Genomic DNA, 13,994 nt, shown 5'->3' on the forward strand with positions numbered 1-13,994 from the left:
GGCTGCGCCACGCAGCCCCGCATAAGCTGCGGGTTCACCGCAGTTGTGCGAAACAGGGGATTCCTGCTAGAGCACAAGTCACTTGTTGCACGACATCATGCGTTAGAAGAATGGGTAACAAGATTTAGGAACTTTGTCAGATAGGTTTCCTCTATCATGGCATTCCTTTGCGAACCCATCTTGCCTGCCGGCCCTACGGCGCCGCGGGCAAACCGAAGAACGCACACACCGCTCACACCGTGATCCGACGAATCTCCGAACTGCTCGGCAGCCAGCTCCGCATGGTGGCTGCCGCAGTGGCCGGTGCGATCGCGCTGGCAGGCTGCGCCAATATGCCGGCCGAAGATGCCAGCGCCGGCCCTGCACCTGCCCCGGCACCCGCCGCCGCGCCCGCCCGACCTGCCGCCGCCGCCCCGGCACCCGCCACTCCCACGCCACCCACCAAGACCGTCACCCTGCCCGACCGCGGCCGCGTCAGCCTGTCCGAGTACCGGACCCGCATGCGCGAACAACTGATGAAGACCGAGAACGCCACCAGCGACGTGGCGGACTGCGCCGCCCACGCCAGCTGGGTGGTGCCGCGCTCGGCCAGCTACGATGCATTGAAGATCCCCACCGGCGCGCTCGCCGCGGGACAGGCCACGACCGAGCCATGGAGCGGACGCTTCTCGCCCGGCAAGCAGGCCGTACCGGTCAGCTCGGTGGTCACCTTCGCCGCCACCGCGCACAAGCGCCGCGGCAGCGACGACTGGCAGCCGGTGAAGGTGCGCTGCGGTTATGACGACGGGATGATGCTGGCGTATGAGCTGCTGGACAGCGGCGGCGCCACCATCAGCGAACCGGCTGCCGCGCCGGCCGTGCCTGCTGCTACGCAAGCTTCGGCAAGCAAGAGCCGCAAGGGGGCCAAGGGCAAGAGCACGGTATCGAAGTCAAGCAAGGCGACGGCGTCCAGGTCGTCGAAGTCAACGAGCGCCAAGTCCACCTCCGGCTCGGCCAAGACGACCAGCAAGGCCAGGAAGAAGCAATAGGCGCAAAGCGGGCGCACCGCGTCCGCGCCAACGCCGTTCCGGCCCACCCGGTTTCGTCCGGTTGGGCCGTTTGCGTTGGCTCAGCCCAGGTAGTCCAGGATCGCCTGCAGCATCGCCATCCCCAGCAGCGCACTGCGCGCCCCGTTCCAGCCGACCGCCGGATCCGGCAGGTCGGCATTGTCCTTGAACGGCATCTCCAGCGTCAGCGCCAGGCAGCCGAAGGTATGCCCGATGTACTTGGACGCCAGCTTGAGCGCATCCGCGTTGTACTTGCTGGCCGCGTAGCCGTGCACATCCTGGAAATCCGGCGAGACCCGCTTGAAGGCCTCGATAAAGCGCTGCTGCTCGCGCCGGCGCGCCTCGGTAAAGCCCGGCAGCATCTCGCTGCCGGCGACGAAGTTGTACGGCAGTCCCTCGTCGCCATGGATGTCGAAGAACATGTCGCAGCCGCTGGCCTCGATGGCGCGGCGCACGTGGTAGACCTCGGGGCTGGTATCCGGGCTCGGCGCCATCCACTCGCGGTTCAGGTTGGCGCCGGCGGCGTTGGTGCGCAGGTTGCCGCGCGCCGAGCCGTCCGGGTTCATGTTCGGCACGATATGGAACACCGCGCGCTCCAGCAGCTTGCGCGCGACCGGGTCGCCCGCCCACATGCCGGTGCCGGTCAGGCGCTGCAGCACGCCTTCGACAAACCATTCGGCCATGCTCTCGCCCGGGTGCTGGCGCGCGATCATCCAGATGGTCTTCTTGCCGGGGCCGGGCTGGCCCAGCGTGACGCGGGTCATGTCGCGCCCGTCCACGGTGCTGCCCAGGTGCGACAGCCGCGCCAGCGGCGAGCGCTGGCAGCTGGCGAGCAGCGACAGGTGGCGCTCATCCGGATACGGCTCGAAATACGCAAACCAGATGCTGTCGTGCTCGGGCGTGAATTCCACCGTCATCACCTGGCCGTCAAAGCGCGTCGGCACGCGGAACCAGTTGGCGCGGTCGTACGAAGCCACCGCGCGGTAGTCGCGCCATCCGTCCGGGTAGGTGCAGTCGCCGGCGTTCAGGAAGTGCATCCGGCACGCCTGCCCCGCCGCGCCCTGCAGGCGGAAATGGAACCATTGGCGGAAGTCGGCGTGCGAATCGGCGCGGATGCGCAGGCGGATATCGTCGGCGCGGTCGAGCGCCTCGACCTCGATGGCGCCGGAGTCGAATTGCGAAGAGATGTGCAAGGCGGCAGGCATGGCTGGCAGTCTCGTGGCGATGGGTTTCAGTCTTCCAGGCGGCGGCGGAACACCCAGCGGGTGGTATCCGAGGCCGCGGCGTCGAAGGCGTAGCCGTCTTCGGCAAAGCGCTTGAGCTTTTCCGGCTCGGTCACGCGCTGCGTCACGGCGTAGCGCGCCATGGTGCCGCGCGCGCGCTTGGCGTGGAACGAAATGATCTTGTAGCGGCCGCCCTTCCAGTCCTCGAACACCGGCGTGACGATCCTGGCCTGCAGCACCTTGGGCCGCACCACCTTGAAATATTCTTCCGAGGCCAGGTTGACCAGCACCGGCGCGCCTTCCTGCCTAAGCGCGGCCATGTCGGCGTTGATCATCTGCGTGACATCGTCGCCCCAGAACGCGTACAGGTCCTTGCCGGCAACGTTGTCGAGGCGCGTGCCCATCTCCAGCCGGTAGGGCTGCATCCAGTCCAGCGGGCGCAGCACGCCGTACAGGCCGGACAGGATGCGCAGGTGCTTCTGCGCAAAGCCGAGGTCGTCGGCCGACAGCGTTTTCGCGTCGAGGCCGTCGTAGACGTCGCCATTGAAGGCCAGCACCGCCTGCTTGCTGTTGGCCGCGGTGAACTCCGGCGACCAGTCGCCGTAGCGCGTCACATTGAGCACCGCGAGCTTGTCGGAGATGTCCATCAGCGCGCCCACATCCTGCGGCGCCAGCTTGCGCAGGCGCTCGATCAGCGTGGCGGAACGGTCGATAAAGCGCGGCAGCGTATGGGTCTTGAGGCGCGGGGGAGTCTCGTAGTCCAGCGACTTGGCGGGAGACAAAACGATGAGCATGGCAAAATCGCGGCAGTAGCCAAGGACAAACAAGCCAAGATTGTAGCGAATGCGCCTCGACACCACCGCAACCACCCTCTTCGCCAGCCCCGCCGGCGTCACATCAGCGCCGCGCGTGGTGCTGGACTCCAACATCTGGGTGGACCTGCTGGTCTTCCGCGACCCGCATGTGGAGCCGATCCGCACCGCGCTTGAGGCCGGCACCATCGCCCCGGTGATCCGCGCCGACTGCCGCGAGGAACTGCGGCGGGTGCTGGCCTATCCGCAATTTGCCCGCTTTGACATCGATATCGATGCCGCGCTGGCCACCGTCGACCGCCTCGCCAGCCTGGAAGCCGCGCCGCCGCAGGCCGACTACGACGCCATCCGCCTGCCCCGCTGCAAGGACACCGACGACCAGAAGTTCGTTGAGCTGGCGCACTTTGCCGGCGCCGCCTGCCTGGTATCGAAGGACAAGGCCGTGCTCAAGCTGCGCACCCGCCTGCGCCGCAGCAGCGGCGTGGAAGTGATGACGCCGCCGGCCTTCGGCGCCTGGCTGGCCACGCTTGGCGCCGCCAGCGCCGCCGATCCGCTTTAGAATGTCGGCTCCCGGCGCCGCCTACGTGGTGGCGCCGCACGCCTGATCGCATCCCGTCCCCACCGCATCGACACGTTCGCATCATGTCCGCAGACACCACCCACACCCAGTTGACGCCGCTGACCCCGCCGCCCTCGCGCCTGCCCGCAGTCGGCACCACCATCTTCACCGTGATGTCCGCGCTGGCCACCGAGAAGAACGCCGTCAACCTGGGCCAGGGCTTCCCGGACTTCGACTGCGACCCCAGGATCGTCGATGCCGTGACCGCCGCCATGCGCGCCGGCCATAACCAGTACCCGCCGATGGCGGGCGTGCCGCGCCTGCGCCAGGCCATCGCCGCCAAGATCGCCAGCCTCTATGGCCACCAGTACAGCTGGGACACCGAGATCACCGTCACCGCCGGGGCCACCCAGGGCATCCTGACCGCGATCCTGTGCGCGGTGCATCCGGGCGACGAGGTGATCGTGCTGGAGCCGTGCTACGACAGCTACCTGCCCGCGATCGAGCTGGCCGGCGCCACCGCCGTGCCGGTCACGCTGGAAGCGCCGGAATTCCGCGTGCCCTTCGACAAGCTGGCCGCCGCGATCACGCCGCGCACGCGCATGATCCTGATCAACACGCCGCACAACCCCACCGGCACGATCCTGCGCGCGGCCGACATGGACCAGCTGGCGCAGATCCTGGCCGGCACCGACATCCTGCTGCTCTCGGACGAAGTCTACGAGCACATGGTCTACGACGGCCAGCAGCACGCCTCGGTCTCGCGCCATCCTGAGCTTGCGCGCCGCAGCTTCGTGATCTCCAGCTTCGGCAAGACCTATCACGTGACCGGCTGGAAAGTCGGCTACGTGGCCGCGCCGGCCGCGCTGATGGCCGAGTTCCGCAAGGTGCACCAGTTCAACGTGTTCACCGTGAACACGCCGGTGCAGCATGGCCTGGCCGACTACATGGCCGATCCCGCGCCCTACCTGCAGCTGTCGGCGTTCTACCAGGCCAAGCGCGACTTCTTCCGCGCCGGGCTGGCCAACAGCCGCTTCAAGCTGCTGCCGTCGGACGGCACCTACTTCCAGTGCGTCGACTACTCGGCCATTTCCGACCTGAGCGAGGCCGACTTCGCCATGTGGCTGACGCGCGAGATCGGCGTGGCCGCGATCCCGGTCTCGGCCTTCTACACGCAGCCGCGTGAATCGGGCGTGGTGCGTTTCTGCTTTGCCAAGAAGGAAGAGACGCTGGCGCTGGCGCTGGAGCGGCTGGCCAGGCTGTGATGAAAACAAAAACGCCCGCGATGAATTCGCGGGCGTTTTTCACACATGCGGCAGTTCACGCCGCTTCGCTTACTACTTGCTGCGGCTCGCCATCAGCTCAAGATTGGCCTTGCGGTCGGCATTGACCTTCTGCACCGATTCACGCGCCGACAGCGTCTTCAGGTAGTCCTTGACCGGCAGGTCGGCCAGCAGGTCGGTGCCGTAGATGATCTTGGTGCACGACGACACCAGCGGCAGGTGCGCCGCGGCGGCGCAGTCGGCCAGCGTGAAGGTGTCGCCGGCGATATACGGCGAGAACTTCGCCAGCTTGGCGAAGGCGGGGACATAGCGCGTCAGCAGCTTGTGCTGGCGGTCCTTGACGCCATCGCTGACCTTGCCGCCGAAGAATGCCTCGGGGTACAGCTCGCGCGCGGTCAGCTCCAGGTACAGTTCCATGAAGACGACGATCTCGCGCACCTTGGCGGCCTGGTACGGGTCGAGCGGCAGCAGCGGCGTCTGCGGATAGGCCGCCTCGACGTAGTCGACGATGGCTTCGGACTCGCACAGCGGGCCGGATTCGGTGATGATGTAGGGCACCTTGCCCGCGGGCGTGGCCGCCAGGTCGGTCTGGCCGATCCAGGCCAGCACCTCTTCGAACGGCACGTTCTTTTCCAGCAGCGCCAGCTTCACTTTGTTGTAGTAGTTGCTGGCGGCAAAACCGCAGAGCTTCAGCATGTCGTCTCTCTCCGTTATTGGAATGATCCCCGCATCGCACGGTGCGGATGTCGGGTGATTGTGGACCATCCGGGGTCTGCAGTGTACCGGCTGGCCGATCAGCGCACGCCGCCTGCCCCGCCGGACTGTTGCGGAAGGTGCAAAAAACGTACGATCGTGCTAATTTAACCACAACTTTTGGGGCAACTGATGAGCACTTTCACCATCGATACGCTGGGTATCGTCGGCACCGGCGCCATGGGCCGGGGCATCGCGCAGATCGCCGCGCAGGCGGGCCTGACCGTCAACCTGTACGACGCCAACCCGCAAGCCGTGGCCGCCGCGCGCCAGTACCTGCAGGACACGCTGGCCAAGCTCGCCGACAAGGGCAAGATCAGCGCCGCCGACGCAGAGGCCACGCTGGCCCGCGTCAAGCCCTGCGGCACGCTGGAAGACCTGGCCGGCTGCGACATGGTGCTGGAAGCCATCGTCGAGAAGCTGGAGGTCAAGCGCGACCTGATCGCCAAGCTCGAAGCGGTCCTGCGTGAAGACGCCGTCATTGCCTCCAACACGTCGTCGCTGTCGATCACCGCGATCGCCGTGGGTTCAAGGCACCCGGGCCGCATCGCCGGCTACCACTTCTTCAACCCGGTGCCGCTGATGAAGGTGGTCGAGGTCATCGACGGCCTGTCGGGCAACCCCGCGGTGGGCGACGCGCTGATGGCGCTGTCGCGCCGCATGGGCCATACGCCGGTGCGCTGCAAGGACATGCCAGGCTTTATCGTCAACCATGCCGGCCGCGGCATGAATATCGAAGGCCTGAAGGTCGCGCAGGAAGGCGTGGCCGGATTTGCCGACATCGACAACATCATGCGCGAGCAGGCCGGCTTCCGCATGGGCCCGTTCGAGCTGATGGACCTGACCGGGCTGGACGTGTCGCACCCGGTGATGGAATCGATCTACAACCAGTTCTACCAGGAACCGCGCTACCGCCCCTCGCCGATCACCGCGATCCGCGCGGTCGGCGGGCTGATCGGCCGCAAGGCGGGTGCTGGTTTCTATTCGTATGCCGATGGCCAGAAGCAGGTGCCGGCAGCCGCCGCGGTGCCGGGCGCACGTCCGTCGAGCGTGTGGGTCAGCCACGCCAGCGAGCGCGGCCACGCCATGGTGACCAAGCTGCTGGGCGCGCTGGGCGTGACCCCGGAAGGCGGCAACAAGCCGTCGGCCGACGCGCTGATCATCGTCACCCCGCTGGGCCTGGACGCCACCACCAGCGCGCTGCAACAGGGCCTGGACCCGGCCCGCACGGTTGCCATCGACACGCTGCTGCCGTTCGAGGCCACCAAGCGCCGCACGCTGATGACCACGCCGGCCACCAGCGCCGCCGCCCGCGATGCCGCGCACGGCCTGTTCGCCAGCGACGGCGTGCCGGTCACGGTGATCCGTGATTCGGCCGGCTTCGTCGCGCAGCGCGTGCTCTGCTGCATCATCAATATCGCCAGCGATATCGCGCAGCAGCGCATCGCCACGCCGTCGGACATCGACCTCGCCGTCAACCTGGGCCTGGGTTATCCCAAGGGCCCGCTGGCGCTGGGCGATGCGGTCGGCCCGCAACTGGTGCTGGAGACGCTGCGCAACATGGAAGCGCTGACCGGCGACATGCGCTACCGCCCGAGCCCGTGGCTGTGGCGCCGTGCCGGCCTGGGCCTGTCGCTGCTGGCCGAAGAGCAGTAAGCCCGCCACCGCCCCACCGACCGAGCCACGCCCATGCCCGCACAGTTGCTTTCCCACCGCGTCGATTCGACCCTGGTGCTGACCATCTCGAACCCCGAGGCACGCAATGCGCTGCACCCGGACATCTACGCGGCCTCGCAGCAGGCGCTGGATCAGGCCGCCGCCGATGACTCGGTGCGCGCGGTCATCATCACCGGCGCCGACGGCATTTTCTGCGCCGGCGGCAACCTGAACCGGCTGCTCGGCAACCGCAGCCAGCCGCAGGAGGTGCAGGCCGCCAGCATCGCCCTGCTGAACGGCTGGGTCGAGTCGCTGCACGCCTTTCCCAAGCCGATCATCGCGGCAGTGGAAGGCGCGGCCGCGGGCGCGGGCTTTTCGGTGGTGCTGGCGTGCGATTTCGTGGTGGCGGCCAGCAATGCCAAGTTCGTGATGGCCTATGTCTCCGTGGGGCTCACGCCCGACGGCGGCGGCTCGTATGAGATCGCACGCGCGCTGCCGCGCCCGCTGGCCAGCGAGCTGATGATGGAAGGCAAACCGGTGGACGCGGCGCGGCTGGCGCAGTTCGGGCTGGTCAACCGCGTCACCGAGCCGGGCCAGGCCCTGGACGAGGCCCTGCGCCTGGCCGCTGGCCTTGCCCGCCAGTCGCCGCACGCCGTGGGCCGCATCAAGGCCCTGATCAACCACGCAGCCACCGCATCGCGCGCCGAACACCTGCTGGCCGAGCGCGACAGCTTCGTCGCCGCGCTGCACCACCCCGACGGCGGCGAAGGCATCAGCGCCTTCCTGGAAAAGCGCAAGCCGCAGTACCTCTGAAGCCGGGCGCCGGACGCCTGGCTTTACCCGAACGGCCAGCCCGCGACAGACGGGCATGCCGCACAATGCAAGGAGACAACGCATGGAACTGCCGCCGCCCTCGCGTCGCCGCATCTACCTGATGCGGCATGGTGCCGTTTCATATTTCGACGAGGCCGGGCGCCCTGCCCTGCCCGAGATGGTGCCGCTGAACGAGACCGGTCGCATGCAGGCGACCGCCGCCGGCCGCGCCTTTGCCGCCGAACAGATCCGCTTCGACCGCGTCATCGTCAGCGGACTGCCGCGCACGGTGGAGACCGCGGAGCGCGTGCTGGCCGAGCTGCCGGAGATGGACGGCATCGTGCCTGAAGTCTGGCCCGCGCTGCAGGAGATCCGCGGCGGCGACCTGTCCGCGATTGCCGACCAGGACCTGCGCGACGCCTTCGTCGGCGCCTTCGAAGGCGAAGTCCCGGAAGACAAGCGCTTCCTCAACGGCGAGACCATCGGCCAGTTCCTCGACCGCGTGCTGCCCGCGCTGGAGCGCCTGCGCGCCGATCCCGACTGGGACACCGCGCTGATGGTGCTGCACGGCGGCACCAACCGCGCCATCCTGTCGCAGGCCATCACCTGCGGGCGGCGCGTGTTCTTCGGCTCGCTGCTGCAGACCGCGGGCTGCATCAATGTGCTCGACATGGGCGACGGCCCGCTCGACTGGGTGGTGCGCATGACCAACTACTCGCCGCCCACGCCCGTGCACAGCGGCACGCGCCACACCACCATGGAAGTGCTGCTGCACCAGTATTTGCGCGGACGCCAGCCGCAGGGCTGAGCGCGCCGCGGACTTGATCGAATCCCAACCGATACCGAACAGAAAACCAACGGAGACAGCATGACCAGCAACGTATCGCACTTCGAGGGCACGCGCCCGGTAGCGGACCAGCAGCGCTTCGACACCGACGCGCTGGAAGCCTGGATGCGCCAGCACGTGGAGGGCTTTGCCGGCCCGCTGACCGTGGAGCAGTTCAAGGGCGGCCAGTCCAACCCGACCTTCAAGCTGGTCACGCCGGGCCAGACCTACGTGATGCGCGCCAAGCCCGGCCCCAAGAGCAAGCTGCTGCCTTCGGCGCACGCGATCGAGCGCGAATACCGCGTGATGGCCGCGCTGGCCGGCAGCGACGTGCCGGTGGCGCGCATGTACGCGCTGTGCGAGGACGAGTCCGTGATCGGCCGCGCCTTCTACATCATGGAGTTCGTCGCCGGCCGCGTGCTGTGGGACCAGTCGCTGCCGGGCATGAGCACCGCCGAGCGCAGCGCCATCTACGACGAGATGAACCGCGTCATCGCCGCGCTGCACACGGTCGACTACAACGCCATCGGCCTGGGCGACTACGGCAAGCCCGGCAACTACTTCCAGCGCCAGATCGAGCGCTGGACCAAGCAGTACAAGCTGTCCGAGACCGAATCGATCCCGTCGATGGACGCGCTGATGGACTGGCTGCCGCAGCATATCCCGCAGGAAGACGCCGACCTGACCTCGATCGTGCATGGCGACTACCGGCTCGACAACCTGATGTTCCACCCGACCGAGCCGCGCGTGCTGGCGGTGCTGGACTGGGAACTGTCCACGCTGGGCCACCCGATGGCCGACTTCAGCTATCACTGCATGAGCTGGCATATCGCCCCGGGCCAGTTCCGCGGCATTGCCGGCGTTGACTTCGCCGCGCTGGGCATCCCCGACGAAGCCAGCTACCGCCGCCTGTACGAGCAGCGCACCGGCCGCCCGATCACGGGCGACTGGAACTTCTATCTGGCCTTCAGCATGTTCCGCATCGCCGGCATCCTGCAGGGGATCATGAAGCGCGTGGTGGACGGCACCGCGTCGTCGGCGCAGGCGCTGGACGCAGGCAAGCGCGCGCGGCCGATGGCGGAGATGGGGTGGCAGTACGCACAGAAGGCGAAGGGCTGACGCGGCAACTGCTGCAGCAAAAGAAGACGGGCGCCGAGGCGCCCGTTTTTCATCTGCATCGCGCGGCGCTCAATCCCCCAGCGCCACCCCTTCCCGCCGCGGGTCCGCACCACCGGCCCACACCACCTTGCCGTCAGGCCCCTGCTTGCGCATGATCGCCTGCGTGCCGCTGGTCATCTCGATCTCGGCCACCTGGTGGCCGCGCTGCTGCAGTGCCTGCACCAGGCCCGGCGAGACCAGCCCCTTCTCCACCTCGGTCGGGCCGTTGCGGCTGCCGAAGTTGCCCATGCCGATGGCGGCCTGCACGTCCATGTTCCAGTCCAGCATGCCGACCAGGGTCTTGGACACATACTCGATGATCTGCGAGCCGCCCGGCGAACCGACCGTGGCGACCAGCTGGCCGCTCTCGCGGTCGAACACCAGCGTCGGCGCCATCGACGAGCGCGGGCGCTTGCCCGGCTGCACGCGGTTGGCCACCGGCTTGCCGTTCTCGCTCGGCACGAAGGAGAAATCGGTCAGCTGGTTGTTCAGCATGAAGCCGCGCACCATCAAATGGGAGCCGAAGTACGACTCGATCGTGGTGGTCATTGAAATCGCCCCGCCGCGGCCATCGACCGCAACGATCTGCGAGGTGGAGACGCGCGGCGGTGAACGGTCGGGCGCGTAGGCCATCGCCGTGCCCGGCGGCACCCCCGGCTGGGCCTTGCTCATGCTCTTGTCGCCGATCAGCTCCGCGCGCGTGGCAAGGTAGGACGGGCTGACCAGGCCGGTCACGTTGACCGGCACGAAGTCGGCATCGGCCACGTACAGGCCACGGTCGGCGTAGGCCAGGCGGTCGGCTTCGGAGATTGCGTGGACCGCGTCGGGATTGGCCTCCATCACCGCCGGCGTGTTCACGCCCTGCGGCTTGAGCGCGGCCAGCGCGTACTTGGGATTCTTGGTCTCGAGCGCCTGCAGCGTGCCCAGGATCTGCGCGATGGCGATGCCGCCCGACGACGGCGGCGGCATGCCGCAGATCTTCCAGCGCTTGTAGTCGGTACAGACCGGCACGCGCTGCTTGGCCCGGTAGCTGCCCAGGTCAGCCAGCGACAGCGAGCCGGCATTGCTGCCGCCGTTGACCTTGGCGACGATATCGCGCGCGATCGGCCCGTTGTAGAGCACGCCGGCACCGCGCCGGGCGACATCGCGCAGGGTCTGCGCCAGCTTCGGGTTCTTCAGCACCGTGCCGGCCGGCTTGGGCTTGCCCTGTGCATCCAGGAAGTACGCGGCCATCTCCGGCGAATTGGCCAGGAACTTGTCGGCAGCCACCTGCGTGTACAGCCGCTGCGAGATCGGGAAACCCTTCTCGGCCAGGTCGATGGCGGGCTGGAACAGCTTGGCCCACGGCAGGCGGCCGTGCTTCTGGTGTGCCATTTCCAGCGCGCGCATCACGCCGGGCGTGCCGACGGAGCGTCCCCCGATCTGGGCCTCGCTGAACTCCATGGGCTTGCCGTCGGGGCGCAGGAACAGGTTTTCGGTGGCGCCGGCAGGGGCGGTCTCGCGGCCGTCGAAGGCCTGAACGTTCTTGCCGTCCCAGTACATGATGAAGGCACCGCCGCCGATGCCGGTGGCCTGCGGCTCGACCAGCGTCAGCACGGCCTGCATCGCGATGGCGGCGTCGATGGCCGAGCCGCCCTGGCGCAGGATGGCGCGCCCGGCCTCGCTCGCCAACGGGTTGGCCGCGGCAGCCATGTGGCGCTGCGCGTAGACGGTGGACATGCCCGGGCGATACCCGGAGGCAACTTCCGGGGCCGGCGGCATCGCGGCAGGCGGTGTCGTGGCCGACGGCGCGGCCGGTGCTGCGGGCGCGGCGGTCCCTCCGCCCTGGGTACCACAAGCACCGAGCAGCGCAGTCAGGGCAAGGGCCAGCGCGCCGCGCCACGCCATCGAAGAGAGGTCAGGGTGAGCCATGCGATATCTCCTGGGGAAGGATCAAACGATTGTAGTGGCGATCGGAGCATCCTGGGGCAAGAAAGTCTGACTGCCGCCACATGAGGGAGCCACATGCAGGTGCAAAAAAGATTCTCCCGGCTTAACCCCAACCCCTCGCCAGCACCGTTTCATCGACAGGCCGTCATGACCGGGGACCCGCCCCGTGGCCGCTCAGGAGAACAATATGCAACTTCGCGCACCGGCCATCATTTCCAGTTTTGCCGCCGCTCTGGTGTTGTCGGCCTGCGGCGGGCATTCGCCGTCGCTTCCCCCGGAAGTGGCCCAGCCTGTGCCGCCGCCCGCGGCCCCGGCGCCCACGCACGACCACGCCGCCAAGGCTGGCCAGGTGGCACCCGCCATGGAAATGCACGCCATCGCCCCGCGCGCCCCGCTGGCGATGCCCTACCACCTTCCACCGCCGGTACCAGCCGAGCGCGAACGCTACGGCGCCATCGAGGAAAACGGCGTCAGGCTGGTGGCGCAGGCGCCGGTATCCACCTTCAGCATCGATGTCGATACCGGCAGCTACAGCAATATGCGCCGCATGCTCAATGCCGGACGCATGCCGCCGGCCGATGCGGTGCGCGTGGAAGAGTTGCTGAACTACTTCCCCTATGACTATGCCCAGCCCGCCGACGGCCGTCCGTTCGCCGTGCATGCCGCGCTGGCGCCCGCGCCCTGGCACCCGGCCAATGTGCTGCTGCGCATCGGCATCAAGGGCAAGGACATGGCCAGCGCCGCGCTGCCGCCCGCCAACCTGGTATTCCTGGTGGATGTGTCGGGATCGATGAATTCGCCGGACAAGCTGCTGCTGCTGAAGTCCTCGCTCAAGCTGCTGGTGAACAAGCTGCGGCCGCAGGACCGCATCACGCTGGTCACCTATGCCAGCGGCACGCGCGTGGCGCTGCCACCCACGCCGGGCAGCGACAAGACCGCCATCAGCGCCGCCATCGACCAGCTCGTGGCCGGGGGCAGCACCGCCGGCGCCAGCGGCATCGCGCTGGCCTATCAGGCCGCGCAGCAGAGCTTTATCGCCGGCGGCATCAACCGCGTGCTGCTGGCCACCGACGGCGACTTCAATGTGGGCGTGACCGACTTCCGGCAACTCAAGAGCATGGTGGAAGAGAAACGCAAGTCGGGCGTATCGCTGTCCACGCTCGGTTTCGGCACCGGCAACTACAACGAGCAGCTGATGGAGCAGCTGGCCGATGCCGGCGACGGCGCCTATTCGTATATCGACAACCTGATGGAAGGCAACAAGGTGCTGGTCAGCGAGATCAGCTCGACCCTGGCCACCATCGCGCGCGACGTGAAGATCCAGGTGGAATTCAATCCGGCCACGGTGAAGGAGTATCGCCTGATCGGCTATGAGAACCGCATGCTGGCGCGCGAGGACTTCAACAACGACAAGGTCGATGCCGGCGATATCGGCGCGGGCCACACCGTGACGGCGCTGTATGAGCTGACGCTGGCCGGCCAGGCCGGGCTGGTCGATCCGCTGCGCTACCAGCCGGCCGCACCCGCGCCGGGGCGCGACGGCGAGCTCGCGCACATCAAGCTGCGCTACAAGCTGCCTGCCGCCAGCACCAGCCAGTTGATGGACATCACCGTCGTGCGGCAGGCCATCCGTCCGCTGGCGCAAGGCGATGACGACTTCCGCTTTGCCGCGGCGGTGGCCGGTTTCGGTCAGGTGCTGCGCGGCGGCAAGTTCACCGGCGACTGGCGCTACGCCGATGCCCACGCGCTGGCCCAGGGCGCCCGCGGCACCGACCGCTTTGGCTATCGGGGCGAGTTCCTCAAGCTGGTGGACCTGGCACAGAGCCTGGCCACGGCCAGTCCGGCCGGCGCTACCAGCGGCGGGCCGGCCGAGCGTGCGGCACGCTGACACCAGCCCGGGCCGCGAGCCGGCGCAAGGCGGCGCGGCGGACTGTCG

12 protein-coding genes are annotated in these 13,994 nt (G+C 68.0%); 8 read left to right on the forward strand and 4 right to left on the reverse strand.

The genetic code is table 11. The features are described 5' to 3' along the window. Positions 1 to 239: 239 nt before the first annotated feature. Positions 240 to 1,028 carry a BspC domain-containing protein gene (locus I6H87_RS01465; protein WP_368013924.1) on the forward strand — a complete coding sequence of 263 codons (789 nt, stop codon included), beginning with the start codon at positions 240 to 242 and terminating at the stop codon, positions 1,026 to 1,028. An 80-nt stretch (positions 1,029 to 1,108) separates the two neighbouring features. Here I6H87_RS01465 and I6H87_RS01470 read toward each other — a convergent pair whose 3' ends face one another. Together I6H87_RS01470 and yaaA are read right to left on the reverse strand one after the other, a co-directional pair. After that, positions 1,109 to 2,251, reverse strand: a complete 1,143-nt coding sequence (locus tag I6H87_RS01470) for a M14 family metallopeptidase (RefSeq protein WP_011614882.1) — start codon at positions 2,249 to 2,251, stop codon at positions 1,109 to 1,111. Between the two features lie 26 nt (positions 2,252 to 2,277). Next, positions 2,278 to 3,063 carry a peroxide stress protein YaaA gene (yaaA, locus tag I6H87_RS01475; RefSeq protein ID WP_010809077.1) on the reverse strand — a complete coding sequence of 262 codons (786 nt, stop codon included), beginning with the start codon at positions 3,061 to 3,063 and terminating at the stop codon, positions 2,278 to 2,280. Positions 3,064 to 3,112: 49 nt separating this feature from the next. Here yaaA and I6H87_RS01480 point away from each other — a divergent pair, with 49 nt between their 5' ends. Together I6H87_RS01480 and I6H87_RS01485 are read left to right on the forward strand one after the other, a co-directional pair. Continuing rightward, positions 3,113 to 3,640: a PIN domain-containing protein gene (locus I6H87_RS01480; protein WP_010809078.1), complete on the forward strand. Its 528-nt coding sequence runs from the start codon at positions 3,113 to 3,115 to the stop codon at positions 3,638 to 3,640. Between the two features lie 83 nt (positions 3,641 to 3,723). After that, on the forward strand, positions 3,724 to 4,905 hold the full coding sequence (locus tag I6H87_RS01485) for a pyridoxal phosphate-dependent aminotransferase (RefSeq protein WP_011614879.1): 1,182 nt from the start codon (positions 3,724 to 3,726) through the stop codon (positions 4,903 to 4,905). A gap of 72 nt (positions 4,906 to 4,977) precedes the next feature. On the opposite strand, the gene I6H87_RS01490 is transcribed toward I6H87_RS01485, so the two are convergent. Beyond that, positions 4,978 to 5,619, reverse strand: coding sequence for a glutathione S-transferase (locus I6H87_RS01490; protein WP_010809080.1), 642 nt, complete (start codon positions 5,617 to 5,619; stop codon positions 4,978 to 4,980). 189 nt (positions 5,620 to 5,808) lie between these two features. On the opposite strand from I6H87_RS01490, the gene I6H87_RS01495 reads away from it, so the two are divergent. The 4 genes from I6H87_RS01495 (at position 5,809) to I6H87_RS01510 (ending at position 10,090) form a co-directional block, all read left to right on the forward strand. Then, positions 5,809 to 7,332, forward strand: a complete 1,524-nt coding sequence (locus tag I6H87_RS01495) for a 3-hydroxyacyl-CoA dehydrogenase (protein ID WP_011614878.1) — start codon at positions 5,809 to 5,811, stop codon at positions 7,330 to 7,332. Between the two features lie 33 nt (positions 7,333 to 7,365). Continuing rightward, a complete protein-coding gene (locus I6H87_RS01500) occupies positions 7,366 to 8,145 on the forward strand; it encodes an oxepin-CoA hydrolase, alternative type (RefSeq protein WP_010809082.1) in 780 nt (259 codons plus the stop codon). 82 nt (positions 8,146 to 8,227) lie between these two features. Beyond that, positions 8,228 to 8,953 carry a histidine phosphatase family protein gene (locus I6H87_RS01505; protein ID WP_010809083.1) on the forward strand — a complete coding sequence of 242 codons (726 nt, stop codon included), beginning with the start codon at positions 8,228 to 8,230 and terminating at the stop codon, positions 8,951 to 8,953. Between the two features lie 60 nt (positions 8,954 to 9,013). Beyond that, a complete protein-coding gene (locus tag I6H87_RS01510) occupies positions 9,014 to 10,090 on the forward strand; it encodes a phosphotransferase (RefSeq protein ID WP_010809084.1) in 1,077 nt (358 codons plus the stop codon). Between the two features lie 69 nt (positions 10,091 to 10,159). Here I6H87_RS01510 and ggt read toward each other — a convergent pair whose 3' ends face one another. Further along, positions 10,160 to 12,040 (reverse strand): gamma-glutamyltransferase, encoded by a 1,881-nt coding sequence (ggt, locus tag I6H87_RS01515; RefSeq protein ID WP_011614877.1) that lies wholly within the window; start codon positions 12,038 to 12,040, stop codon positions 10,160 to 10,162. 205 nt (positions 12,041 to 12,245) lie between these two features. Here ggt and I6H87_RS01520 point away from each other — a divergent pair, with 205 nt between their 5' ends. Beyond that, positions 12,246 to 13,946 (forward strand): vWA domain-containing protein, encoded by a 1,701-nt coding sequence (locus tag I6H87_RS01520; RefSeq protein ID WP_011614876.1) that lies wholly within the window; start codon positions 12,246 to 12,248, stop codon positions 13,944 to 13,946. Positions 13,947 to 13,994 lie beyond the last annotated feature (48 nt).

The organism is Cupriavidus necator, from assembly GCF_016127575.1.
Classification (GTDB): Bacteria; Pseudomonadota; Gammaproteobacteria; order Burkholderiales; family Burkholderiaceae; genus Cupriavidus; species Cupriavidus necator_D.

What these genes read in the sequence shown, in the direction of transcription:
- I6H87_RS01480 (WP_010809078.1), top strand. Translation starts at nt 3,113, where the DNA reads ATGCGCCTCGACACCACCGCAACCACCCTCTTCGCCAGCCCCGCCGGC.
- I6H87_RS01490 (WP_010809080.1), bottom strand. Translation starts at nt 5,619, where the DNA reads ATGCTGAAGCTCTGCGGTTTTGCCGCCAGCAACTACTACAACAAAGTG.
- yaaA (WP_010809077.1), bottom strand. Translation starts at nt 3,063, where the DNA reads ATGCTCATCGTTTTGTCTCCCGCCAAGTCGCTGGACTACGAGACTCCC.
- ggt (WP_011614877.1), bottom strand. Translation starts at nt 12,040, where the DNA reads ATGGCTCACCCTGACCTCTCTTCGATGGCGTGGCGCGGCGCGCTGGCC.
- I6H87_RS01520 (WP_011614876.1), top strand. Translation starts at nt 12,246, where the DNA reads ATGCAACTTCGCGCACCGGCCATCATTTCCAGTTTTGCCGCCGCTCTG.
- I6H87_RS01495 (WP_011614878.1), top strand. Translation starts at nt 5,809, where the DNA reads ATGAGCACTTTCACCATCGATACGCTGGGTATCGTCGGCACCGGCGCC.
- I6H87_RS01485 (WP_011614879.1), top strand. Translation starts at nt 3,724, where the DNA reads ATGTCCGCAGACACCACCCACACCCAGTTGACGCCGCTGACCCCGCCG.
- I6H87_RS01500 (WP_010809082.1), top strand. Translation starts at nt 7,366, where the DNA reads ATGCCCGCACAGTTGCTTTCCCACCGCGTCGATTCGACCCTGGTGCTG.
- I6H87_RS01470 (WP_011614882.1), bottom strand. Translation starts at nt 2,251, where the DNA reads ATGCCTGCCGCCTTGCACATCTCTTCGCAATTCGACTCCGGCGCCATC.
- I6H87_RS01510 (WP_010809084.1), top strand. Translation starts at nt 9,014, where the DNA reads ATGACCAGCAACGTATCGCACTTCGAGGGCACGCGCCCGGTAGCGGAC.
- I6H87_RS01505 (WP_010809083.1), top strand. Translation starts at nt 8,228, where the DNA reads ATGGAACTGCCGCCGCCCTCGCGTCGCCGCATCTACCTGATGCGGCAT.